This is a genomic window from Chitinophaga varians (genome assembly GCF_012641275.1).
Lineage (GTDB): Bacteria > Bacteroidota > Bacteroidia > Chitinophagales > Chitinophagaceae > Chitinophaga > Chitinophaga varians_A.
In genome coordinates this window covers 602,618-626,365 of record NZ_JABAIA010000004.1, presented here as the reverse complement: position 1 = coordinate 626,365, position 23,748 = coordinate 602,618, and the positions used below count along the sequence as shown (strand labels likewise).

At 51.9% G+C, this 23,748-nt stretch carries 19 protein-coding genes; 11 read left to right on the top strand and 8 right to left on the bottom strand.

What is annotated here, in order from left to right:
* Window positions 1-58: 58 nt before the first annotated feature.
* The gene (locus tag HGH92_RS31905) at window positions 59-2,260 is read right to left on the bottom strand and encodes a B12-binding domain-containing radical SAM protein (protein ID WP_168874898.1); all 2,202 of its coding nucleotides are present in this window, start codon (window positions 2,258-2,260) and stop codon (window positions 59-61) included.
* Between the two features lie 608 nt (window positions 2,261-2,868).
* On the opposite strand from HGH92_RS31905, the gene HGH92_RS31900 reads away from it, so the two are divergent.
* The 5 genes from HGH92_RS31900 (at window position 2,869) to HGH92_RS31880 (ending at window position 9,408) form a co-directional block, all read left to right on the top strand.
* Window positions 2,869-4,122 carry a peroxiredoxin family protein gene (locus tag HGH92_RS31900; RefSeq protein WP_168874897.1) on the top strand — a complete coding sequence of 418 codons (1,254 nt, stop codon included), beginning with the start codon at window positions 2,869-2,871 and terminating at the stop codon, window positions 4,120-4,122.
* A 78-nt stretch (window positions 4,123-4,200) separates the two neighbouring features.
* Window positions 4,201-4,845 (top strand): YceI family protein, encoded by a 645-nt coding sequence (locus tag HGH92_RS31895; RefSeq protein ID WP_168874896.1) that lies wholly within the window; start codon window positions 4,201-4,203, stop codon window positions 4,843-4,845.
* 257 nt (window positions 4,846-5,102) lie between these two features.
* Entirely contained in the window at window positions 5,103-6,050 is a 948-nt protein-coding gene (locus HGH92_RS31890; RefSeq protein WP_247655106.1) for a cytochrome-c peroxidase, read from the top strand.
* A gap of 17 nt (window positions 6,051-6,067) precedes the next feature.
* Window positions 6,068-8,617, top strand: a complete 2,550-nt coding sequence (locus HGH92_RS31885; protein WP_168874895.1) for a TonB-dependent receptor plug domain-containing protein — start codon at window positions 6,068-6,070, stop codon at window positions 8,615-8,617.
* Window positions 8,618-8,640: 23 nt separating this feature from the next.
* The gene (locus tag HGH92_RS31880; RefSeq protein WP_168874894.1) at window positions 8,641-9,408 is read left to right on the top strand and encodes a DUF4397 domain-containing protein; all 768 of its coding nucleotides are present in this window, start codon (window positions 8,641-8,643) and stop codon (window positions 9,406-9,408) included.
* 6 nt (window positions 9,409-9,414) lie between these two features.
* Here HGH92_RS31880 and HGH92_RS31875 read toward each other — a convergent pair whose 3' ends face one another.
* Together HGH92_RS31875 and HGH92_RS31870 are read right to left on the bottom strand one after the other, a co-directional pair.
* Entirely contained in the window at window positions 9,415-9,987 is a 573-nt protein-coding gene (locus HGH92_RS31875) for an ester cyclase (protein WP_168874893.1), read from the bottom strand.
* A gap of 79 nt (window positions 9,988-10,066) precedes the next feature.
* Window positions 10,067-11,953: a TonB-dependent receptor plug domain-containing protein gene (locus HGH92_RS31870; RefSeq protein WP_168874892.1), complete on the bottom strand. Its 1,887-nt coding sequence runs from the start codon at window positions 11,951-11,953 to the stop codon at window positions 10,067-10,069.
* Window positions 11,954-12,109: 156 nt separating this feature from the next.
* On the opposite strand from HGH92_RS31870, the gene HGH92_RS31865 reads away from it, so the two are divergent.
* Window positions 12,110-14,482: an alpha-L-rhamnosidase C-terminal domain-containing protein gene (locus HGH92_RS31865; RefSeq protein ID WP_168874891.1), complete on the top strand. Its 2,373-nt coding sequence runs from the start codon at window positions 12,110-12,112 to the stop codon at window positions 14,480-14,482.
* A gap of 98 nt (window positions 14,483-14,580) precedes the next feature.
* Here HGH92_RS31865 and HGH92_RS31860 read toward each other — a convergent pair whose 3' ends face one another.
* From HGH92_RS31860 to HGH92_RS31850, 3 genes are all read right to left on the bottom strand, one after another.
* Window positions 14,581-15,348 (bottom strand): isocitrate lyase/phosphoenolpyruvate mutase family protein, encoded by a 768-nt coding sequence (locus HGH92_RS31860; protein WP_168874890.1) that lies wholly within the window; start codon window positions 15,346-15,348, stop codon window positions 14,581-14,583.
* A gap of 9 nt (window positions 15,349-15,357) precedes the next feature.
* A complete protein-coding gene (locus tag HGH92_RS31855; RefSeq protein ID WP_168874889.1) occupies window positions 15,358-16,155 on the bottom strand; it encodes a PhzF family phenazine biosynthesis protein in 798 nt (265 codons plus the stop codon).
* Between the two features lie 93 nt (window positions 16,156-16,248).
* Complete coding sequence (locus HGH92_RS31850) at window positions 16,249-17,328, bottom strand: 3-oxoacyl-ACP synthase III family protein (RefSeq protein WP_247655105.1); 1,080 nt, start codon at window positions 17,326-17,328, stop codon at window positions 16,249-16,251.
* Window positions 17,329-17,614: 286 nt separating this feature from the next.
* Between HGH92_RS31850 and HGH92_RS31845 the strand changes: the two genes are divergently transcribed.
* Entirely contained in the window at window positions 17,615-17,974 is a 360-nt protein-coding gene (locus tag HGH92_RS31845; protein WP_168874888.1) for a SnoaL-like domain-containing protein, read from the top strand.
* 78 nt (window positions 17,975-18,052) lie between these two features.
* On the opposite strand, the gene HGH92_RS31840 is transcribed toward HGH92_RS31845, so the two are convergent.
* A complete protein-coding gene (locus HGH92_RS31840) occupies window positions 18,053-19,048 on the bottom strand; it encodes a sterol desaturase family protein (RefSeq protein WP_168874887.1) in 996 nt (331 codons plus the stop codon).
* Window positions 19,049-19,138: 90 nt separating this feature from the next.
* Between HGH92_RS31840 and HGH92_RS31835 the strand changes: the two genes are divergently transcribed.
* The 3 genes from HGH92_RS31835 to HGH92_RS31825 all read left to right on the top strand — a co-directional run bounded on the left by HGH92_RS31835 (window position 19,139) and on the right by HGH92_RS31825 (window position 22,142).
* Complete coding sequence (locus tag HGH92_RS31835) at window positions 19,139-20,047, top strand: alpha/beta fold hydrolase (protein ID WP_168874886.1); 909 nt, start codon at window positions 19,139-19,141, stop codon at window positions 20,045-20,047.
* Between the two features lie 276 nt (window positions 20,048-20,323).
* Window positions 20,324-21,445 (top strand): metallophosphoesterase, encoded by a 1,122-nt coding sequence (locus HGH92_RS31830; protein WP_247655104.1) that lies wholly within the window; start codon window positions 20,324-20,326, stop codon window positions 21,443-21,445.
* 127 nt (window positions 21,446-21,572) lie between these two features.
* Entirely contained in the window at window positions 21,573-22,142 is a 570-nt protein-coding gene (locus HGH92_RS31825) for a hypothetical protein (RefSeq protein WP_168874885.1), read from the top strand.
* Window positions 22,143-22,231: 89 nt separating this feature from the next.
* Here the strand turns inward: HGH92_RS31825 and HGH92_RS31820 are convergent, their stop codons facing one another.
* Window positions 22,232-22,609 carry a VOC family protein gene (locus HGH92_RS31820; protein WP_168874884.1) on the bottom strand — a complete coding sequence of 126 codons (378 nt, stop codon included), beginning with the start codon at window positions 22,607-22,609 and terminating at the stop codon, window positions 22,232-22,234.
* 96 nt (window positions 22,610-22,705) lie between these two features.
* On the opposite strand from HGH92_RS31820, the gene HGH92_RS31815 reads away from it, so the two are divergent.
* Entirely contained in the window at window positions 22,706-23,710 is a 1,005-nt protein-coding gene (locus tag HGH92_RS31815) for a serine hydrolase domain-containing protein (RefSeq protein ID WP_168874883.1), read from the top strand.
* Window positions 23,711-23,748: the final 38 nt, after the last annotated feature.

Below are 23,748 nucleotides of genomic sequence, written 5' to 3'. Positions count from 1 at the left end.
TGAATTTTCCTCCGCAAGATATTATATTTTTTTTCAGAAGATGGCCATTTATCTGTTGCTACAACTTCAACAAACCTGACCGGTAGAGGGTATTCACCGGTTTGTTGTCCCAGAAAAGTTCAAAGTCCTCCAGGCCTGCGGCTTCATAACTGTCTTTCAGCTCCTGCAACGTATAGGTCTTAGGGTTAGCCACGGCTACCTGCGCCAGCACGCCGGCCAGCCATTCGCCTTGCGGTGGTGGCACGCTGATATTCATCTTCTCTTTTTTGTTCTGGAAAGTGAAAGACGCCACTTCCCAGGTGCTGCCTTTCTTGGATTTGGTGATCACCTCCATGGACGGCTGTTTGCCGAGGAACACTACTTTGCTGGTGGGTTTGATGGCGCCTGCTTCTTCCTCCATCAGTGCTTTGGTGATGAAATCCGGTGCTACGCTGGTTTTGGGTACTTTGAACTCAAACCATTTCTGCAATGGGTAATCCAGGCAGGTGCCATGCATAAAATTGAGCAATGATTTTTTCAGGCCGAAGCTAAAGCTTTCATGGTCTGCCCCGGTGGGATCAACATGCATGATATCGTTGTTGGCAAAAGTGCCGACGGCCTCGGTCTCTTTCTGCACGTTGTATTTGGCGGGGTCCAGCCCTACCGGGCTGTGGGCGGTCATGGTGAACTGATGCCAGAAGGCGGATTGCAGGATGCCGGCGGCAAACATCTGCCGTACCATTTCCAGGGAATCGATGGTCTCCTGTGCTGTCTGTGTGGGGAAGCCGTACATCAGGTAGGCATGCACCATGATGCCTGCTTCCGTGAAGTGGCGGTTCACCCGTGCTACCTGCGCCACGGTGATTCCTTTCTGGATAAGGCCCAGCAACCGGTCAGAGGCGACTTCCAGTCCGCCTGATACGGCAATACAACCGGATGCTTTAAGCAACAGGCAGAGATCGCGCGTAAAACTTTTCTCAAAACGGATGTTGGTCCACCAGGTGACGGTGAGCTTGCGCCGGATGATTTCCAGCGCCAAAGCGCGCATGAGCGCAGGTGGTGCGGCTTCGTCCACGAAGTGGAAACCGTTCTGGCCTGTCTGCGCGATGATGGTCTCCATACGGTCGCACAGCATGGCGGCCGCTATCGGCTCGTACACGCGTATATAGTCCAGTGAAATATCACAGAAAGTACATTTGCCCCAGTAGCAGCCATGGGCCATGGTGAGTTTGTTCCAGCGCCCGTCGCTCCAGAGGCTGTGCATCGGGTTCACCACTTCTATGGCCGATATGTACTGGTCCAGCAGCAGATCGCTGTAGTCGGGCGTACCTACCTGGCTTTGTTTGTAATCATGGCAGGACGCATTATTAATATATGTCACTTTTCCGTCCTGCAGCAGGAAGGTACGTTTCAGCTCTTCGAGGGCTTTTTGGCCCTGGAGGTACTGAAACAGGTTCTCCATAGGCGCTTCGCCGTCATCGAGGGTGATGAAGTCGATGAATTCAAACACCCGCGGATCACTGAGGGAGCGCAGCTCTGTATTGGGAAACCCGCCGCCCATCGCTATTTTCACTTGCGGATAATGTTCTTTTATCCATTGTCCGCAGCGGAAAGCGGCGTACAGGTTGCCCGGAAAAGGCACAGAAATAGCTACCAGCGAGGGTTGCACCGCTTCCATGCGGGCTGCCAGCAGGTCTGTCAGGATGTGGTCCACATAGGTATATCCTTCATGCAGAGCGTCGTACAACTCATCAAAGCTGTTGGCAGAGCGGCTCAGGCGCTCTGCGTACCGGCTAAAGCCAAAATGCGGGTCCACACATTCCATGATCAGGTCCGACAGGTCTTCCAGGTACATGGTGGCCAGGTGTTTAGCCCTGTCCTGAGTGCCCATGGAGCCGAAAGCCCAGTGCAGGTCGTCCAGCTGCGCAAAGCGGGAGGCTTCCGGCAGAAAATCCCTTTTGCTGATCTGATGGGCCAGCGTGGGGTTGCGGCCCTGTAAAAACAAAATAACCGCGTCGATAGTATTGACATAGTCGTCCTGCAGCGCTATAATACGGGCAGCGTTTTCAGAAAGCGTTGCCGGCGGTTCTGCGGTGATACTGTCAAACAACTCCTGTAAGCCCTGTTTTGAAAATAAAGCCAGCGTTACTTCTATACCCAGGTCAGCCTGGAAAGCGCTGATCCCTTTTGTGTTCAGGAACCCTTTCAGGTAGGCTGTGGCCGGATAGGGCGTGTTCAGCTGTGTAAATGGCGGTGTTATTAAAAAAACAGAATGACTCAAAACCGGTTATTTAAACCGCAAAGGTAGGTCATATTAATGAAAGATAGCAGGGTCGCGGCTGCGCGTATAAAAACAATAATAGTCTACAAAAATTATAGACTTTTATTTGGAAATATAAACAGCCCCTCCTATCTTTGTTTTATCACACCTAATTAAGCCCACCGTTAATTAGTTTATGCCACCACCATCAATTTGCGGAGCTATAAAATAATTAGCATGAAACGAGCAGTTTACTTCTTTCGATGTTGTCCTTACATCATGTAGCCATTTTAAAATGTCGGTATGGACAGGTTTCCCTGTCAGCAAGGTGCTGTTGATACCGGGATTTTGGGATGTTGATATTGGCTGATATACCTGTCAGCGATATCCTTTAGTTTTTCTTTTTCATTGTTTTTCTTTTTCATTTTTTGCCCTCCGGGCGATGAATGCCTGTTTCCTGTATCGTATAGGCGTTACAGTGGTACAGCGTCATTGTCCTGCGCAGGGGACCGCTGTGGGACTTTCTGTCAGTGGCAGGTATTTCCATGCATCTCCGCTCCGGCTCCGGCCGGGCACAGCGCCTCCCTGTGTATGTACAAGCAGATTTTTCTCAACCAAATATAAAACCCATGAAAACACATAAGTCTTTCTTGCTCACAGGCTTGTTGTCTGTCACACTTCTGGGCGCCGCTGCCGCTACGCCCGACAAACCATTTGTCCGGGAAGGCATCTGGCGCGGCGTTTTCACCCTCAACGAATCACAGGTGCCTTTTAACTTTGAACTGAAAGGCAAAGATCCGGAACACGCAGTGTTTACGCTGCTCAACGGCTCCCGCCGTGACGACTTCCATGTACAACGCATCGGCGCCGACTCGCTCTTCATCAAAATGAACACCTACGACGCCGCACTGGTGGCCAAAATAGAAGACGACGGTAAAATCACCGGCGAATACCGCAGCCTGGTGCCCAATTTCAGGGGCAACGCCCTCCCCTTCTCCGCTGAATACGGCCAGAACTACCGCTTTGCGCCGCCCGGCACGGAGGCAGCCCCGCAACATGATATCAGCGGCAAATGGGACCTGACCATCTACAGTAAAGAACCTACGCCCAACCGCGTTGGCCTGCTAAAACAACAGGGCAACAAACTGACCGGCGTAATCATGTCTGTAGTGGGCGACAGCCGCGAACTGGAAGGCACCGTGCATGGCGACGAGTTTGAGTTGTCCGGATTCACCGGCCCCAGCCCCATCTACATCAAAGGAAAAATAAATGATGACAAGTCCCTGACAGGAGAGCTTAGCCTGGGCATCTATAATAACATCAAATTCGATGGCAGCAAAAACGCAGGCGCGGAACTGCCAGACCCATACAAACTCACGTTCCTGAAAGAAGGCTACAAAAAACTGGACTTCACCCTTCCCGATCTGGACGGCAAAACAGTTTCCCTCAGCGATGAAAAATATAAAGGCAAAGTGGTGATCGTGGAAATCATCGGCACCTGGTGTCCCAACTGTACTGACCAGACATCTTTCCTCTCCCCGTGGTACAACAAAAATAAAGACAGGGGCGTAGAAGCGATCGCTATTGGTTTTGAACAGAAAGACGACCTGGAATACGCCCGCTATACGCTGGGTAAACTCAAAGAAAAATACAACATACAATATGATATTCTTTTTGGTGGCATTGCTGATAAGAAAGTGGCGTCAGAGAAATTACCGGCGCTCAACCGCATGATGGCCTTTCCCACCACCATCCTTATAGACCGTAAAGGAGAAGTAAGACAGATACATACCGGCTATACCGGCGAAATCACCGGAAAATATTACCAGGATTATGTAGCCAAATGGAACAAAGACCTGGACGAGCTGATAGCTGAAAAATAATTTAACGTTTTTTTTCCGCTTTGCGCAAATGCTTCTCCGTAAATCAACCTACTTTGCAGCAAATTTAAACACACACATATGCAACGATTAGTATCCTTGGTATTCATGGGAAGCGCCATCATACTGATGTCTTTAACCTCTCCTGCTGCTGCCGGCGACAACAAACCTGCAAAAGCTGTTACCAGCACTAAGAAAGCCACTGCCTTCCAGGTAGACAAATCCCAGAGTAAACTGTTCTGGGTAGGCAAAAAAGTAACCGGTCAGCACAGCGGCACTATCAATGTCGCCGACGGCAAACTGGACGTAGAGAACAACGTACTGAAAGGTGGTAATTTCTCCCTCGACACCCGCAGCATCGCAGTTACCGACATCAAAGATGCAGACGGTAACGCTAAACTGGTGGGCCACCTGAAAAGCGAAGACTTCTTCGGCGTAGAGAAATACCCTGCTGCCAATTTCGTGATCACGAAAGTAGCGTCTAAAGGCAACGGTAAATACGACATTACCGGTAACCTGACTATCAAAGGCATTACCAACCCGATCACCTTCCCTGCCACCGTAGCTGTTGCAGGCAACAAACTGACTGCCAAAGCGGACATTAAGGTAGACCGTACCAAATACAACATCCGTTACGGTTCCAAAAACTTCTTTGAAGGCATAGGCGACAAAGCCATCTACGATGATTTCGATCTCACCGTGGAACTGGTTGCAAACGCTCAGTAATTACCCTCCTCCGTCCATTACTACTTACCCCCATTATAATTCCTGGGGAGAGCAGGCACCATCGCCCGCTCTCCCGGGAATGCCAAAATCAGATTAACCAACAGCTAATCAACCACAGGCAGCCCACCACCCACCAAACCACTGCCATTCTATCTATTTACAGCACGGACGTTAACAGCAAACACCTCTTTACCCTATTGGCTAAAAGGTAAACATCCAATTTTTCAAATTTTTACGTTTCAATGGCTCCTCGAAAAATGATTTTCATTTTAATGGGTGTGCTGTGCCTTTGCGTTACCCTCGCCGGTTTCCGCAACGACGCAGCTACCGGTGATCCCCCCACGAAAGCACAACTGGGGGAACAGTTGTTTTTTGAGACCCTGTTATCAAAAGACAAAACGATCAGCTGCGCCTCCTGCCATCAGCCGCAACATGGCTTTGCGGATACCGCCGCTTTAAGCCTGGGTATCCACCGCACGCCCACCAAAAGGAATACGCCCGGTATCACCAATCTCTCCGGAAGGCCCAACTATTTCTGGGATGGCCGCGCTGCCACGCTGGAAGCCCAGGCATTGCAGCCTATCATCAACCCGGATGAAATGGGACTGTCCATCGAAGAAGCTGTTCAACGGCTCAATGCCAGCCAGCGGTACCAACAATTGTTCCGGCAGGTGTTCGGCAGCCCCGCCACCGCCGCCAATATCACACAGGCGCTGGCAGCCTACGAGAAAACGCTCGAAACGGCCAACAGCCCCTACGACCGCTTCATCGCCGGCGACGACAACGCACTCACGGAACCGGCTAAACGCGGCAGGATATTGTTCATCGGTAAAGCCAACTGCAACAACTGCCACTCCGGAGAAGACTTTACGGCCGACCGTTTCAAAAACATCGGTCTGTATAACGGTACCACACTCAACGATGCCGGCCGCTATGAGATTACCAAAGATGAACATTACAAAGGTTTTTTCAAGGTGCCGGGCCTGCGCAACGTAGCGGTCACCGCTCCGTATATGCATAACGGTATGTTCCGTACCCTGCGTGAAGTGATCACCTACTATAATAATCCCAATGCCATCGTACCGGACGGCATCGGCAGAGACCTGTCACTGAGCAAACCACTGAACCTGAGCGAACAGGAGATACAAGACCTGGAAGCCTTCCTGGTAGCGCTGACAGACGACCGCTTTACACATCGACCTTAACTATCATCAACCAACGCATGAAAAAAATTATACTCACTGTCACCGCCCCCCTGCTGTTTCACAGCCTGTCGGCTCAGGAAAAACACCTGACCGACACTACCCGGCAACTGGGAGAAATACAGATCGTCGGCTCACGCAGCGCCGACCGTACCAAACTCAATTCTCCCGTACCGGTAGATATCATCGATATCAAATCACTACAGGAAACCGCTCCTCAGACCAGTATCACCCAGCTGCTGCAGTACATCTCCCCTTCTTTTCACTCTGTCAACGGCAGCAATGCCGGCGACGCCGGGTCCGCCCTCAACCTGGCGCAGCTGCGGGGACTGGGCGTAGACCAGCTGCTGGTGCTGGTCAACGGCAAGCGCCGTCACAAAAGCGCCAATGTCAACTGGGGCGGTCTCGGCAACGGCGCTACCGGTTATGACCTCAACGCTCTCCCCGTCAGCGCCGTTGAGCGCATCGAGATACTGCGGGACGGCGCCGCCGCCCAGTATGGCTCAGATGCCATCGCCGGCGTGATCAACATCGTACTGAAAAAACAAACCGACCATATCGTTGTCAATACCTCGGCCAGCACGCGACGTAGAGGCGATGGCGTTACTACCCGCACCGGTATCAACTACGGCACACGGGTAGGGCAACAAGGCGGCTTCCTGAATGTTACCGCCGAATTTGCCACACAGGCCATCGCCCTGCCGCCCGGCCGCGATGATGCAGGCCTGTACCTCGGCCCCATCTATGGCGGCGGTGCCAATACCAGAGGCTATGACGCCATCTATACCAAAGAGATAGACGACGCCATCCTGAAAAGCCGCGGCATAGACCGGCACTACTTCGATCAGCGTGGCCCCGGCTCCAACAAAGCCAAAGAAGCGCTGCTGTTTTTTAATACAGCCATTCCCGTTAGGGAACAGACAGAGTTGTACGCTTTCGGTGGCATCAGCCGCCGAAACTCACAGTTCACCGCCGTGTACCGCCTCCCGGGCTGGACAGAGCGCAACAATACCACTTTGTACCCCGACGGTTTTCTTCCCGCTATGGACAATGGTATCACCGACAAATCCATCGCCATCGGCATAAAAACAACGATCAACCAATGGAAAATCGACCTGTCCGATGTGTACGGCAGAAATGATTTCAGCAATGTGATCAGCAACTCATTGAATGCAAGCCTGGGCGCCAAAAGCCCCACTACCTTCGATGCCGGCAAATACAACGGCGCACAGAACACCGCCAGCCTGGATATCAGCCGTTACTTCAAACAGGCGCTGCACGGCCTTAACGTCGCTTTTGGGGCGCAATACCGCACCGAAACCTACCAGATCATTGCCGGTGAAGAAGCGTCCTATGTCAAAGGCGACCTGCGCGCCGTTTACCGTGTAGATACCAGCGCCGCCGGCGTGCCCTATCTCTCCGATGCAGGCTGGCTGGCGCTTAACGGCCTCTCCCCCGGATCGCAGATACATGCCGGCTTCCGGCCGGTCAATGAAGTGAATGTAAGCCGCTCCATAGTTGCCGCCTATGCCGATATAGAAGCCAAAATCACCTCTCAGTGGCTGGTGTCTGCCGCCGTACGGGCAGAGAACTTCTCTGATTTTGGTAATGTGACCACCGGTAAAATAGCTTCGCGTTACAGTTTTGCGCCATGGCTAAGTCTGCGCGCCTCTGCCAATACCGGTTTCCGCGCGCCCGACCTGGCGCAGTTTTATTACACTGAAACCTCTACCACCTTTCAACAGGGCCGCGCCATAGATCTGGTGACAGCCTCCAACAAAAGCGCGGCCACCCGCGCTCTCGGCATCCCTTCGCTTACGCCCGAACGCTCCACCGGATATACCGCCGGTATTACGTCGCAGCCCGCGCCCAATGCAGAAATCACCGCCGACGCATATTACGTGGACATCAGAAACCGTGTAGGCAATACCGGTAACTTCTCTGCCAGCGATACCCACCTGCCGGCAGACGTACGCACGCTGCTGCTGCAAACGGGCACCACACAGGCCAAATTCTTTTACAATGCCTTCAGCACCCGCACCAAAGGCGTGGAGATAACCGCCAGCTACCGCATTCCGCTGGACCACAGCCAGGTCCAGCTGCTCGCCGGAGGCAACTTCGTACACAATGAAGTAACGCATATCAATACGCCCAAAGGACTGGAAGAATATCAATACGTGATCTTCAGCGAAGCTGAACGGGCAAGGGTAACGACCAATATTCCAGGTCAGAAAATAACGCTGCAGGGTACCTGGAACACACCCCGCTGGTCGCTGCTGGTACGCACGGTATACTTCGGGTCTGTGACCACCGCTACGGCACAAAATGCCACCTTCCCCAAACCGGACTATTACTTCCAGGAACTGAAACCCATCTGGGTCACAGACCTGTCCGCAGGCTATCATATCAGCCCGGCCATCCAGGTGACGGTAGGCGTCAATAATGTCTTCAACGTACTGGGAGATTATACCGATCCCGCTATTTCAGGCCTGCGCAACCCCACGGTAGTGGGCATACAAAACGGCAGCGCAGGCATACAGCCATTTGTAAGGCTCTTTGGCAAATTCTGATCATCGCCCTAAAACAACGTCATATGAAAAGATATTTTCCGCTTATACTGTTAACATTGAGCGCATGCACCAAAAGCGATTACCTCGATGTGAATGCCGCAGAACGGCCACCGCTCAATGCTTACATCAGCTTCGTCAATGCCCGCCCGGTGGCCACCGGCATCCAGTTCTGGACGTTCACCCAACAGGTCACCACGACGGCCGTGGGCATAAACCAGGCTTCTCCCTATGTGCCTGTTACCTACGGCAATGTGCAGATCAACTTCACCGAAGGCAACGGCTCCAGCTACAAGGCTTCGCGCCAGTTTGGCAACAGTGCCGCCTATACGGAAACAGGCGGCCCTAACGGCCCTATTGCCGGTTACTATCACACCGTTGTGGCCGCAGCCAAAAAGAACGACCGTAGCAAGGACACGCTGGTATTATTTTATGATGACCTAAGCCAGGCGCCTGCCGGCAAAGCAAAACTACGCTTCCTGCACTTCGCTGCCGGTACCGGCGATGTACAGGTGAAGCTGCAACAGCAGAGCAATGAAAAAGTCTGGTTTGAAAAGGTGGGTTATGGCAGCGCCGGCGGGGCTAACCTGTCGGGCGCTGCTTATGAGCTGGGACCGTTCACTAACGTAGACGCAGGTACGGTTTCGCTGACTGTCAGCGTAAACGGTCAGGCATTAAATATCCCGACGCTCTCCGGTCTGCAACTGGAAGCGGGAAAGGCTTATACGGTGCTGTTTTACAGTGGGGTCAATGAAAAAGACATACCAGGCGCGCGCCTTATCACACATTTGTAACAGCTGCTATTGTGAAATCTGTTTCATCAATGCCGCATTGTCCCAGAAAAGCGTTTCCGCCACCATCTTACCGTCTTTCCACTCTCCTACGGTACACATCTGAAGTTTGAATTTTTTGCCGGTAGGTGGCATGGTCTTGCCGCCGCCTATAGGCATCGGCTGAGAAAAAGTGCCCTGCATTTCGCCTATCACGCAGGTATATTTTCCGGAGCCGAATTTAACAGGGTGAGCGGTGATCTTTGTGTCAGGGGCAAATACAAACATGGGTTTCAGTTCATCAATGTGGGTGGGGATGCCCGTTGTCTGGTGCCCGTCGGGATAGGTGACTACAATGTTATTGGCGTGGCTGATCTGCAGACTGTCCCACAGCTGGTGGCTGTAGAAGTTAAAGTCCAGCGAATCAAAACGGGTCAGGTAAGTGTTCAGCTGTTGCTGGTCTTTCTCATACTGGTCCAGCTTTGCCTGGAGAGAATCAGCTTTGGCTTTCCAGTCGCCGCCACCGGAATTGGGGCTGGCACAGGAAATCCATAACAGCAGGGCTGATGCCCCGATACTTAAAAAGAAGGTGAACTTTTTCATGTACGGAAGGCTTTAAGTGTGACTTAAAATACATTCGTGACAAGAAAAAAGTTCACCTTGTTATTGTTAAACCTTGCTGTTAGAATTTCACGGTACTGCCCAGGGTCACCCATCTGCCGGGCATCGGCACGGCGCCGGCTTCCACATAAGTCACGTCCAGCAGGTTGTTCGCATCTGCGTATACCTGGAAACGCCGCTGCTGATACGCGATACGCGCATCCACTACGGTATAGTCCTTATAGTTAATACGCATATTGTAACGGGCAGTTGCAGACACCATCCAGTGTTGCAGTAAGGAAGCCCTTACACCGGCGGTGAGCTGATGCCGCAGGCTTTCGATCACGTAGCGGGATATTTTTTTGCTGTTGTCATCTCCCTTAAAAGAAGGCGACAGGTAGTTATAACCTGCATTGGCGGCAAAACTATTGAACACGCCGGAGGCAAAAGTGGTAGCATAGCCCGTTTGCAGCGAGAACCCTTTGGTGTCCGCCCGCTGGAAGTTCTGCGGCTGCCAGGGCTGCGGCAGGCTGTCTTTCACGTAATCAATAAAATCGGATATCTGACGGTAGAAGACACTGCCGGAATAGGAGAATTTACCGCTGTATTTCCGGAGGCCGGCTTCCATATAAGTGGCCTTCTCCACGCCCAGGTTGGCATTTCCCAGGATGGCCGGGCTCTTGTAATACAAATCAGTATAGGTTGGCAGGCGTTGCGCCGTACCGATATTGGCATACAGTTTCAGATCAGAGGTGATGTTGAAACCCGCGTCTGCTCCGGGGAAGAACTGCCATCCATAGGCGGAGTTGTAGTTCAGGTAACCACCTACCGAGAAGCTGAACCGCTTGTCGGCTTTACTTTTATACTCACCATAGATACCGATGTTGGTACGTTCATGCTTGCCCAGGTTGTTGCTGTTGATAGCTTCATAACGTGCTTCCGCGCCCGCGCCGAATGAACCGATGGCGGTTTCAAAACGGTTATTGAGCTCTGCGTCCACAATGTTATTGTCGTGCAGATTGGCGCCTGCCTTGTTTTGTTTTACATAGAGATAATTGTCTTCCGTGTAACGGTAGCTTACCCGGGGTGTCATCTCCCAGCTTTTGTTGATCTGTATTTTATCGCTCACAGCGGCCAGGAAAGTTTTCACCGATTCTTCTGATTCTTTGTCGCCGGGGGCGGCGTAGAAGCCGTTGGCGCCATAGCTGTTTTTCACGAAGCCTGCCAGTGCGCGGACGTCGTGGTTGGCTGCCGGCTGAAAAACGCCCTGGTAAAAGGCCCGGTAGTTATCGTAAGCCGTATTGTAGCGGTAACCATTGCCGCTGTTGGCGTTGAGGGACAGCGACTGTCCGGTGTTGCCGGTCATCAGGGTGCCGGTAGCGCCCACGCCATAACCACTGTACAACTTGTTTTTTTCGTCTTTTTTGAAGCTGCTGCCCACATTGGCGCGGACAACGGCCCCTGTTTCCTTCGGCTGCCGGGTGATGATATTGATAGCGCCGTTGAGGGCGTTGATACCGTAAACCCTGGCTGCCGCGCCGCGGAGCACCTCGATATGGTCCACATCTTCCAGGGAAACGGGCAGGTTCATGATATTGTGTCCTGTCTGCGGATCGGTGATTTTAATGCCGTTCAGCAGCACAAGCGTCTGGTCAAAAGTGCCGCCATCTATGCCGATATCCGCCTGAACACCTCCCGGGCCGCGCTGGCGCACGTCCAGGCCGGGAACAAAGGCCAATACCTCGTTGATGGAGGTAACAGCCAAAGCATCTATCTGTTTGCGGCTGATGATGGTAATATTGCGGTTGGCCGCCTTCAAAGGCGCTGCCAGCCTGTTTTCCTGTACAATCACCTCTTCGAGGCTATGGGTGGCCATGGCCGTATCAGGACGCTGCTGTGCCGCTGCGCGGCCACACAGGCCCGTCAGCAGAAATACCAGGAGTGTACGGTTATTCGTATAAAAACGCATGCTGTTAAAATTGGTCAAAGCGGCGCAAAAGTACAGAATTATTTACAACCACCCCGCCGCGCGTCCTGTACTGTCCTGTCCGCCGGTCATATTTTCTTTTGTGTATAAACATTAGGTACTATCTTACCGGTACTGCTTACCAATAAAAGCTACCATATGAAGTTCCACGTATATCCGCTACTGGCCCTGCTTTGCTGCGTCAGTCCATTTATGGCGCACAGCCAGCTGCCTCCCAATCCGGCACTGCTGCAAAACCACTGGACGGCCACCTGGATCAGCTGTCCGGGCATCGCCCAGCGGGCCTATGGCATCTATCATTTCCGGAAGACCGTCACACTGGCCGCCAAACCTTCAAAATTTATCGTCCACCTGAGCGCTGATAACCGCTACCGCTTCTTTGTGAACGGTCAGGCCGTATGCAGCGGTCCTGCCCGCGGCGACCTCTATAACTGGAACTACGAGAGCGTTGACATCGCCCCTTACCTGCAGGCGGGTAACAATACCCTGGCGGCTTTGGTCTGGAATATGGGAGAACATGCGCCGGTAGCACAGGTATCTAACCAAACCGGATGGCTGCTGCAGGGAGATACCGATGCGGAGAAGATCGTCAATACAGACAAAAGCTGGAAAGTGTATCACGATACCGCCTATACGCCCTGTTCACTCGACAATGGCGCGCGCATGCGCAGCTATATGGTCGTTGGGCCCGGCGATCATGTAAAAGGAACAGCCTTTCCCTGGGGCTGGGAGCAGCCCGGCTTTGACGACAGCGGCTGGAGCGCCGCTGCCGGCGTCACGCACCCTGCTTCCGCCGGTTATGGTACCGATAACCTATGGACGCTGGTTCCCCGCAGCATTCCGCTGATGGAAGAAGTGCCGGAGCGAATGGGCACCGTGCGGCGCTCCGGCGGTATCACCCCGGTGGCCGGGTGGCCCAACAAACCCGGCACGCTGGAAATACCGGCACACCAGACGGTAAGCATACTGGTGGACCAGACCTATAACACCTCCGCCTATCCGCAACTGACCGTTTCCGGCGGCAAGGCTTCCAGCATCAAAATGACGTATGCAGAAGCACTGTTCCGCGACCACCAGAAAGCTAACCGTAACCAGGTGGAAGGCATGGAGATCATCGGCAACTATGACATCTTTGAACCGGATGGCGGCAACCACCGCACTTTCCGGCCGTTATGGTTCCGCACCTATCGTTATCTCCAGCTGGACATCACCACCGGTGACGAGCCACTGCGTATAGACGATCTTTATGGCATGCGCACCGGCTACCCCTTTGAAGAAAAAGCAGCTTTCAGTTGCAACGATACTACGCTGACGGACATATGGAAAACCGGCTGGCGCACCGCACGGCTCTGCGCCGGCGAAACGTATTTCGACTGCCCTTACTACGAACAGCTGCAATATGAAGGCGATACCCGTATACAATCGCTCATTTCCCTCTACGTGGCCGGTGACGACCGGCTGATGCGCAAAGCTATCCACGACTTCTACTGTTCGCGTGTGCCCGAAGGACTTACCCAGGGCCGTTATCCGAGCAACCGTATGCAGGTGATCCCTCCTTTCTCGCTTTTCTGGGTGTCTATGTTGCACGATTACTGGATGCACCGCAAAGACGATGCATTCCTGCAACAGTACCTCATGGCCGCACAGGGCGTGCTGGACTGGTACGAGCGGCATATCGACAGCAGCCGGATGATGCTGGGGCCTATGCAGTGGTGGGGCTTCACCGACTGGAACACCTCCTTCCCCGGTGGTGTGCCTGATGGCGCCACCAATGGCCATTCTGCCGTGATCACTTTACAATATGCGTATACGTTGCACCAGGCGGCCGCTTTGTTTGCCGGTTTTGGGAAAGCATCGCTGGCGCAGCATTACAAAGAGGTAGCGCAACAGCTTACCCGGAGCGTGTACCGCCAGTGTTTTGACCCGGCCCGCAATGCAATGGCCAATACCCCGGAGAAAAAGGCTTTCAGTCAGCATGCCGGCATTATGGCCGTGCTGGCGGGCGCCATCCCTTCCGGCCAGGAACAATCAGTCCTTCGCAGGCTGATGACAGACACCACCCTTAGTCAGGCTACATTCTATTATCGTTTTTATCTCAACCAGGCGTTGAAGAAAGCCGGTATGGCCAATCAGTACTACGGTCAGCTACAGCCCTGGCGTGATATGCTGGCGATGGGCCTTACCACTTTCGCGGAGAACCCGGAGCCTACCCGCTCCGACTGCCATGCCTGGAGCGCCAGCCCCAACTACGATTTTCTGGCCACCATCTGTGGCATCGTGCCTGCCCAACCAGGGTTTGCGCGTGTGAAGATCGCGCCCGCGCCCGGTGAACTGCAACAAATTAAAGGCAGTATGCCACACCCGCTGGGCAATATAACAGTATCGATTATACGAAAAGGGGCGCATGGCATTACCGCCAGCGTTAGCCTGCCGGCCGGACTGGACGGGGTCTTTGTGTGGGAAGGAAAAGAGAAACCCTTACACAGCGGTCAACAAACTATTACATTTTGATATTGGGATATTTTGATATGTAGCTATTTGATTGACGGATGTTGGGATTTATAGTCTCTATCAGCATTCCAACATCCGTCAATTAGAAAATCTGTCAATTAAAAAACGGATTCAAAACCGCCATCTGCGATTACCTGCTCCAAACGTTGCCCCAACGCTCTTTTCTGGGCCCAGTACATACTGCCGCCCATACTGATACGTTTTACACCGAGCGTGTTCAGTTCCGCTATTCCCGCCAGGCCTTTCATCGCCAGAACGTTCACCGGCAGCGTGGTGGCAGATACTACTGCCTCAATATCCGCAGGGTCTTTGATGAAGGGAACAAACAGCCCGTCTGCGCCGGCTTGTGCGTATAACCGCGCCCGTACAAACGTTTCTTCCAGTTTTCCGGGAATGTCTAACAGGAACGTGTCGGTGCGTGCATTGATGAACAGGTTTTGTCCTTTTGCCGCGAGGTGGCTTTTGATAGCGGAGATTTTTTTCACCAGATCATCTGCGGGCAGCAGCGTTCTCGTGCCGGAAGGTGCTGAATCTTCCAGGTTGATGCCTGCCACGCCGGCTGCTACCAGCAGGTCTATATTAGCCAGCAGGTCTTCAGTGGAACTGGCGTATCCCGCTTCAATATCAGCAGATACAGGCACTTCCACGCAGGCCACAATGCGGCGGATAATATGCAGCAGTTCCCCGAAAGAGATGTTTTGACCGTCGGCATATCCGAGCGTGTCCGCAATGGCCGAGCTGGACGTAGCGATGGCTTTAACGCCTTTTTCCTGCATCACGCGGGCGCTGGCCACATCCCAGGCATTACTCAGCAGCAGTGGTGTTTCCTGGTGATGTAATTGTTTGAATTGTTCGTAAACAGACATGGGTTCCTTTTATTGTTGGTTTACATGAAATGTACCGGAGATAACGGTCACGGCTTCCCCACGGAGTAAAACGCGCTCGCCATGAAGCTCCACCTTCAGTTCTCCTCCCCTGGCGGAAGCCTGATAAGCGCTAAAGCTGGTCTTGCCCAACTTGTCCGCCCAGTACGGCGCCAGGCAACAATGCGCGGAACCAGTCACCGGGTCTTCGTTGACGCCCAGTGGTGCGGCAAAATAGCGGGAAACAAAATCATAGGGACTGTCGCTGTCTCCCGGGGCGGTGATCACCACCGGATACGACGCCAGCAACTGGAAGTCGGGTTCAAATGCCGCCACCGCGCCGGCTGACGGCAGCTCCACGATATAACGGTCATGGCTATACACGGTGTTGCTGTAGTTGTCCTGGAACAACTGACGCAAGGCAGTTGGCAGCACTACCGGTTCATAAGTACGTGCGGGAAAATCGAGTTCAATCAGCTCCTCTCTGGCGGTGGCGGTCAACAGGCCACTGCGCACCGTATGAAAGCGCAGGGGCGTATCACGGGGCTCCAGTCCGTTGCTCCACAGCACATGCGCGCTGGCCAGCGTAGCATGCCCGCAGAGGGCTATCTCTACTCTGGGCGTAAACCAGCGAAGGCTGTAACCGTCTGCCTGCTTCACCAGGAAAGCTGTTTCGGAGAGGTTGTTTTCTGCCGCAACGGCCAGCATCGTTTCATCGGCCAATGGAGCTTCCGACAGGCATACGCCGGCCGGGTTACCGGAGAAAGGTTTGTTCGTAAAAGCGTCTACCTGGAAGAAACGGATATTCATATCGTGGAGGATTATTGAACAGCAAAAATGCAACAATTCCTCCGCCTAAAACAGATACAGTTTTCCCTTTTTTGACCATATCAGATGAGGCTGTTACATCCGGTAACAAACCGCATTGATATTCATACCGGCGCCTACAGAAGCAAATACGATCACATCGCCCGGATGCAGGGTATGTTCCGGCAGATCGCCTTTGCGCACCATGTCAAACAGCGTGGGAATAGTAGCTACGGAGCTATTGCCCAGTTCATGAATGTTCATTGGCATTACGCTGGCCAGGTCCGGTGTCAGGTCGTACAGTTTGTACAGCGCTTTGATGATGGCTTCGTCCAGTTTTTCGTTGGCCTGGTGAATGAATATCTTTTTTATCTGTGAGATAGGTATCCCTGTAGCGTCGATACAGGATTTGATAGCCTCCGGTACGTGTTTGAGGGCAAACTCGTACACGCGGCGTCCCTGCATCTTCACGTATTTGATACCGGTATTGTCGTCCGGGGAGTTGGAAACGCCGGTGCTGATATAGTTCAGTTCCTGCATCGCATAAGTCTGTGCTGCGGCGGCAAGGATACCCGGACCATCTGCCGTTCCTTCGGCAGCTTCCAGCACCATGGCGCCGGCACCGTCGCTGAAGATCATGCTGTCACGGTCATGGCTGTCGAGCACGCGGCTCAGCACTTCTGCGCCGATGACGAGGCAACGTTTCGCCACACCGGCGCGGATAAACGCGTCTGCCTGGATAACTCCCTGCAGCCAGCCAGGGCAGCCGAAGAGGATATCATATGCCACACAGTTGGGATTGCGGATGCCCAGTATATTTTTTACGCGGGCCGCCAGTGAAGGCACAGCGCCAGACTGTATAGAGCCCTGCTCCACATCTCCGAAATTGTGCGCTACTATCAGCTGGTCAATCGTTTCCGGGTCCACGCCGGCATCTTCGAGTGCTTTTTTGGCCGACCATGCGGCTATTTCAGAGGTATGCTGATCATCAGTTACATAACGACGCTCACAGATACCGGTGATCTGCCGGAACTTGTCGACAATTTCTTCGCCCGGCGTATTAATAGAGGCATGCTGAGCATCATAAAAATGGTTGGGTATAAAATCCCGGTTCAGTTTTGCGACCGCAGGAATAAAGCTACCTGATCCTTTGATGATAGTGTTGGTCTTGTTCAATGTAGAATCTGATTTTTTTGATAAAAGGCAAATAGGTCCATACCCCGACATGCGCTTCATCCGGTTGTAGGACGGATGGCGAGTATCTTCGTATAACAGATAGTGTGCAGAAAAAATCTTGCCGGTTTAGCGGCATTTTTGACTTAGAAAGCATTTTCATCCCCCTGAAGGTACTTTTTTTGAAGGACAAAAACTAATACGGGCCCAACAATATCTGCCTGCCAGGGGTAAAATGCGGCCCGGTTTTTATTGTGTTTAAAAACAAACACTTATAAACCATAGCACTATGACAATCCAGGAAATTGCCAGGCGCCTCGCTACCTACTGCGAAAAAGAGGACTACATGGGCGCACACAAGGAACTGTATGCAGAAGATGCCATCAGCATTGAACCGGAAGCCACCGGCGGTTTTGAAAAGGAAACCAAAGGCCTGCAAAATATCATCCGCAAGGGAGAGCTGTTTACGGACCTCATAGAAGCGTCCTACGGCGTGAAAGTATCCGAGCCCCTGATAGCCGGTAATTCCATTGCTTTCACGCTCACCATGGACACCAAATTCAAAGGCAGGGACCGCAGTACGTTTGAAGAACTTTGTGTGTATGTTGTCAAGGATGGCAAAGTCATTTCAGAGCAATTCTTTTTCTGACAAGGGCATGGCCTCTTGCAGCACAATATAGCCCGGGGTTTTGCTCCGGGCTATATTGTGCTGCAAGAGGCCATATCTTTAAAGTGCTGCCGTCACTTCTTCCTGGTACGCCTTCTTTACCACTTTGGCAGTTTTGTGGTCGCCGGTATGGCTCCATCCCGGCGGCATCACGAGGTACAGCAACTTGTTGACAATTCCCGGCGCCCTGCGGATATCTTTCCACAGGCAGTACAACTCGCCGAAATACACGTCCAGCAGATTGCCCGGATTCATCTCCCGGGTAATGCCATATACTATTTTCACGTCTCTTTTTTCCGGTTGAAAAGTACCGAACACCTTATCCCATATGTTGAGCAGGTTGCAGAAATTGGTGTCCATGTACTCCGGGTTCTTCGCGTGATGCACCCGGTGATAGGACGGCGTCAGGATGATACGGTTCAGAAAACCCATCCTGCCATCCGGCAGGATGTTCTCCCCCACATGGATAAAAGCGCCCCATGTACCATCGATGAACATGATCAGAAACAACATCGGCGGATTTACGCCGGCCAGTATACAGATGGAAGTACGGATCACGTCTGCATACGGCGCTTCCAGAAAAAAGTGCGCATAGGTGACCGACAGGTTCATGGCCTGCGGCGCATGATGGGTGGAATGCAGGCACCAGAAAATACGCACCTTGTGCCCCAGGTAATGATAGATGAAATGAGCGAATTCCCATACCACATATCCGTAAATAAACCAGTACCAGGTAAACGTAGTCTGAAAAGGCGCTATCTTTTCAAATACACCGATACAGAAAGCAATGGCCGCAATAGAAATAAACCGGGAGATAAATCGATTAAGCACAAAAATCAAAAAAGGAATTTTGTAGTCTTCTATCTTAAAACGTTTGTAAATCAGTGCACGGGCAACTTCTATCAGCAGCAGAAAAGGAATCACCGGTGAAATAACAGAAAGGATACCATTAAAAGTCAGCAACGAGGAATAATTGCCGGTACGGTACAGTTCCAGAAGGTTTCCGATACCCAGGAAAGAAATCACCTCCTGGTACAAGGTGTGGAAAATGGCCATAACAGGATAATTAAAAAAGATCAGCAACGCGGAAAAAGTTCTCCCGGAAAATAATATAAATTCGGGAAGATTTTACCCGAAATTGTTCTTATGAGAAAATTTTCTATCCTGCTGACTTTACTATTGTCTGCTACCCTGTTGAGCTTCAGCCAGTCCACCGACTCCATCCGTACTGCCTGGGGCCACCTATACTATCATCTTTACGGCAAAGGTGAGCCTGTCATTGTATTATCCGGCGGACCGGGCAATTCCTGCCTGCAACAGGCGGAAGTGGCCGCTGAACTGGGCAAAACACACCAGGCTATTCTCCTGGAACAGCGGGGCACCGGCCTTTCCGTTCCCACGCCCATGGACTCCACCACCATCAACCTCAAATCAGCTGTAGACGACCTGCGTCTGCTAATGGACCATCTCCATCTCTCCAAAGTGACCATCTACGGCCACTCCTGGGGCGCCATGCTGGCCATGAACTTCGCCGTCGCTTACCCGCAGCGGGTAAAAAAACTGGTGCTGGCCTGTCCTGGCTACTATAAATTTGACGCCGGCTTCTTTACCACACATATCAACAACCTGCGGGTAAGAATGGGACTGCATGAAATAGGCCGCTATGATTCCCTGGACAAAAAAATAGCCGCACATCAGGCCACCAAAGCCGATTCCGCAGAATACAACCGCATCATCCGCATGTCGTACATCTACGACAAAACGATGATCGACAGCATCCTGAAAAAAATAGACGTGGCGCCCTCCAACACCACCATGCAGATGCTCATGATCCAGGACCTCAGCCGCACCCACTACGACCTCAGCAAAACACTGTCCCGCTATAAAGGCCCCATGTACCTGATCGGTGGCGCACAGGATGCCCTGTCGTTCTATACGTATGAGCTGAAACAGATACATCCTTCAGCGGTGCTGTATTGGGTGCAGGCTTCCGGCCACTTTCCCATGTTTGAACAACAGAAAGCTTTCTTTGAAACGTTGCATAAAACGCTGTAATGTTTGCTCGTCCACGGCGTCCCAGGGCTGAAGCCCTGGGCTACGTTTTGTTTCAGGATGTTTTTGTTGGCAGATGTTTCAAGGGCCGGGACGGTAATCGATTTTTGTCGATCAGGAGTGTTGTGGCCCTTAAGATCAGGATTTGCAGCGCTCTTTAATGCACCGTCTTTTCAATAGCGACGCTGCACCTATATCCTAATTGTGGCCCAGGGCTTCAGCCCTGGGAACAGAATAAAAAATTTCCATTATCTTGTTCCCTGAGTTAATCTAAACCCGTTGCCAAATCCAATCAAAAAAGCGCTGGCCCGGCTGATCATCCGGATGTCTGACCGCTTGTCGTCCCGTCCGGACAAAGATGCTGTATTCAAGTCCCTGTCCCGGCTGCACGACCGTATCCTGCAAGGGAAAAAGGACAGCGGCCTGCTGGTGCCGTTCGATCTTCAGCAGGGCCGTTTCATTATTTTTTCCGACCAGCATAAGGGCTGCCGCGATGCCGCAGATGATTTCAAAGATGCTGCCGGTGCTTATACCCATGCGCTGGAGCACTACTACGATCATGGTTATACGTTGATCAATCTGGGCGATTGCGAGGAGTTGTGGGAAAACACCCCTTCCGCCGTGATGCAGTACAATGAGCCTCCCCTGCGGATGGAAGCGCGTTTCCTGCAAAAGAAACGCTACTACCGTATCTTCGGCAACCACGATCTGGAATGGCACTATGCAGTGCCCCGCCGCCAGTTCCTGCGGCCGTTGTTCGGCAAAAAGCTGCGGGTATATGAAGGACTGGTATTGCAAACACAATATAACGGCCACGCCTATAGGGTATTTCTGGCCCATGGCCATCAGGGCGACAAACGCAGTGACGGCAACGCTTTCAGCAAATGGTTCGTGGCAGCTGTCTGGACACCGGTGCAACGCTTTCTGGATATCCACCCCGATACGCTCTCTGAATCGTTTGACCTCGTGGATGCTCATAACATCATGATGTACGAATGGAGCCTGCAGACGGCCAACACCCTGTTTATCTCCGGCCACACCCACAAACCGGTCTTTGCTTCGCTGGACCATATCGACCGGCTCACCAAACAGCTGCAGCGCGCCACTGCCGACAACGAACAGACCGCCGTCGCTGCGCTGCAAACCGAACTGCAGCAGCGACAGGAAGAATACGCCGGCAAACAACTGGTGAAAACCATGGTACATCCTACCTATTTTAATACCGGCTGCTGCTGCTTCAGCGATGGAGACATCACCGGAATAGAGATCGCTGACGGCTTCATCCGCCTCATTAAATGGAGCGGCAAAAACAGTCCTGTGGCACATCGTAAAGTACTGGAGGAAGCTCCGCTGTACTATCTTTTTGATCAGTTGCCAGGGAATATCCAAACGGTCCGTTAATTATACTTTCTTTAGCAGGCAGGCAAGAACAATCGTGATCACGCTATTGTTAGCAATATGGCAATGTGTCCTCCTACAGGACATATTACCTGTCATGAAAACTATTGTTGATCCTAAAATCCTGCATATGAAAAGACTATTCGTTCTCATGGCGTTGCCTGTGTTCATCGCGCTCTGTGCAGCAAATGCCCAGGAGCCCCTGATGGCCCGCGCCGACAAAAAAGAAATCCGCAAAGAAAAACATGCTGAAAAAAAATCCCTGCGCGCATTGAAAGGCAGGGACGTCAGCTATGAGTCAAAAATGCACTTCGGACAGGACTTTGGCAATATTTCAGATGTGGTCTGGGAACGGACCACCTACTTCGACAAAGCTTCCTTTACCAGCAAGGAAGGCAAGCCCATGACAGCCTTCTACGACGAGCAGTCCAACCTGGTGGGCACTACTACCCCCGCTAAATTCTCCGACCTGCCGCCAGCTGCGCAACGCGACATCGAAAAACACTATAAAAACTACGCAGACGCCACCGTCATATTTTTTGACGACAATGAGTTTAATCAAACCAATATGATCATCTATGGAGAAGAGTTTGAAGACGAAGACAATTATTTCGTGGAACTAAAAGACGATAATAATAAGCTCATTGTGCTAAGGGTAACACCGGAAGGCGAGGTGACTTATTTTTCGGACATCAGATAACATTTAGTCATTTTTTTATTTTGATATTTAGTCATTTTGATTACGTTTTCTGTTAAAACAAAATGACTAAATATCAAAATAGATACATGTTATCCATGCAGCACCGAGAGAATATTCCCTGACGGGTCCGTAAACCAGGCGATGGCCATTCCCCGTTCTTTATCCCGGAAAATACCTTTTTCATCGGTGCCTATTTCCCCTTCGTAATGCTGGAACCGGATACCTTTCTGAGTAAGCTGTTCCACAGCATCGTCCACATTGTCTACAATAAAATTCAGCACCGTAAAAGTGGCCGGTTCATGGTCCGGCTTAGGGTACAGAAAAATTTTGTTTCCACCGTTTACCTGTAATTCCAGCCCCTCCGGCGTTTCGGATACTTCCAGTCCCACCTTGTCCTGATAGAACTGTTTAGCCTGCTGCAGATCATTGACGGAAAAGCTGCTGAAGGCCCCTGAATGTTTTAGCATAAACTAAGGTTTATTGATGAGGAATATCACCTGTTCCTCAATTTTGTTACCAGAAAAACAAAATGCCTTACATTCATATTACTTAACCGCGTTGATATGCGATGGAAATCAATCCTGCTGTTCACCCTGACAATCACACTTCAGGCCACCGGGCAGTCCCTGCCAGACACCGCCATGGTACTGGCGAAAAACACCGCCATATACGAGCTGGTCATCTCCCAAAACGGTCGTGTTATCTTCCGGCATAACTACAATGGCCAGCAGCCGGACACCCTTCACAATAGCCAGTCGCTCACCAAAAGCATCATGTCTGTATTAATCGGCATCGCTATCGACAAAGGTTATATTGCCGATCCGGACCAGGAAATCGGTCAATGGTTTCCGGAGCTGGCCAAAGACCCGGATGCCCGCAAACAGCATATCACACTGCATCAGATCATGGACCAGGCTTCGGGGCTATGGCATGAAAACCTGGAAGGCGGACTGGGCGAATACCTGTCACAAGCCAATCCTTCACAATATGTGCTGGCCCAGCCGCTGCTTGATGCACCGGGAACAGTGTTCCATTACAACAATGCCGCCACTCACCTGCTGTCGGTGATACTGACCAAAGCCACCGGCATGCCTGTGGCCACTTTCGCGCAGAGGTTTCTCTTCAGCAAACTGGGCATTCAACACGCCGATTGGAAAAAGATGAATGACGGATATGATGATGGCGCGGGGTTGCGCAGCGTATACCTGTCTACCGCGGCCATCAATAAAATCGGAAACCTGCTGTTGCAGGAAGGGCAGTACAACGGGCAAACCATCGTATCCCGGAAGTGGGCACGCGTGCTGATGCAACCGCCGTTAACGCGGGCTACCGGCTGGGGATTTACCGGTTCACAATATGCTTTATGCTGGTATCATGTACGTTATGATGGTCAGCCTGTTACTTATGGTATGGGATGGGGCGGCCAGTACATGATCATTATTCCCGGCCTGAAAGCCGTGATAGCTGTACACGAGCGGGTGAACGATACTACTGCCGTGCAGCAGGCCTTGTACTTTGAGCAATCGGTTTTTCCCTTATTATGGAAGTACCTCCAAACAAAAAAATAAAATGGCAGCAGGCCATTAACCATACAACACCTGCTGCC

Coding starts and splice junctions, on each gene's coding strand:
- HGH92_RS31900 (WP_168874897.1), top strand. CDS start 2,869: ATGAAAACACATAAGTCTTTCTTGCTCACAGGCTTGTTGTCTGTCACA.
- HGH92_RS31885 (WP_168874895.1), top strand. CDS start 6,068: ATGAAAAAAATTATACTCACTGTCACCGCCCCCCTGCTGTTTCACAGC.
- HGH92_RS31825 (WP_168874885.1), top strand. CDS start 21,573: ATGAAAAGACTATTCGTTCTCATGGCGTTGCCTGTGTTCATCGCGCTC.
- HGH92_RS31855 (WP_168874889.1), bottom strand. CDS start 16,155: ATGAATATCCGTTTCTTCCAGGTAGACGCTTTTACGAACAAACCTTTC.
- HGH92_RS31875 (WP_168874893.1), bottom strand. CDS start 9,987: ATGAAAAAGTTCACCTTCTTTTTAAGTATCGGGGCATCAGCCCTGCTG.
- HGH92_RS31835 (WP_168874886.1), top strand. CDS start 19,139: ATGAGAAAATTTTCTATCCTGCTGACTTTACTATTGTCTGCTACCCTG.
- HGH92_RS31865 (WP_168874891.1), top strand. CDS start 12,110: ATGAAGTTCCACGTATATCCGCTACTGGCCCTGCTTTGCTGCGTCAGT.
- HGH92_RS31895 (WP_168874896.1), top strand. CDS start 4,201: ATGCAACGATTAGTATCCTTGGTATTCATGGGAAGCGCCATCATACTG.
- HGH92_RS31815 (WP_168874883.1), top strand. CDS start 22,706: ATGCGATGGAAATCAATCCTGCTGTTCACCCTGACAATCACACTTCAG.
- HGH92_RS31890 (WP_247655106.1), top strand. CDS start 5,103: ATGATTTTCATTTTAATGGGTGTGCTGTGCCTTTGCGTTACCCTCGCC.
- HGH92_RS31870 (WP_168874892.1), bottom strand. CDS start 11,953: ATGCGTTTTTATACGAATAACCGTACACTCCTGGTATTTCTGCTGACG.
- HGH92_RS31845 (WP_168874888.1), top strand. CDS start 17,615: ATGACAATCCAGGAAATTGCCAGGCGCCTCGCTACCTACTGCGAAAAA.
- HGH92_RS31840 (WP_168874887.1), bottom strand. CDS start 19,048: ATGGCCATTTTCCACACCTTGTACCAGGAGGTGATTTCTTTCCTGGGT.
- HGH92_RS31820 (WP_168874884.1), bottom strand. CDS start 22,609: ATGCTAAAACATTCAGGGGCCTTCAGCAGCTTTTCCGTCAATGATCTG.
- HGH92_RS31860 (WP_168874890.1), bottom strand. CDS start 15,348: ATGTCTGTTTACGAACAATTCAAACAATTACATCACCAGGAAACACCA.
- HGH92_RS31880 (WP_168874894.1), top strand. CDS start 8,641: ATGAAAAGATATTTTCCGCTTATACTGTTAACATTGAGCGCATGCACC.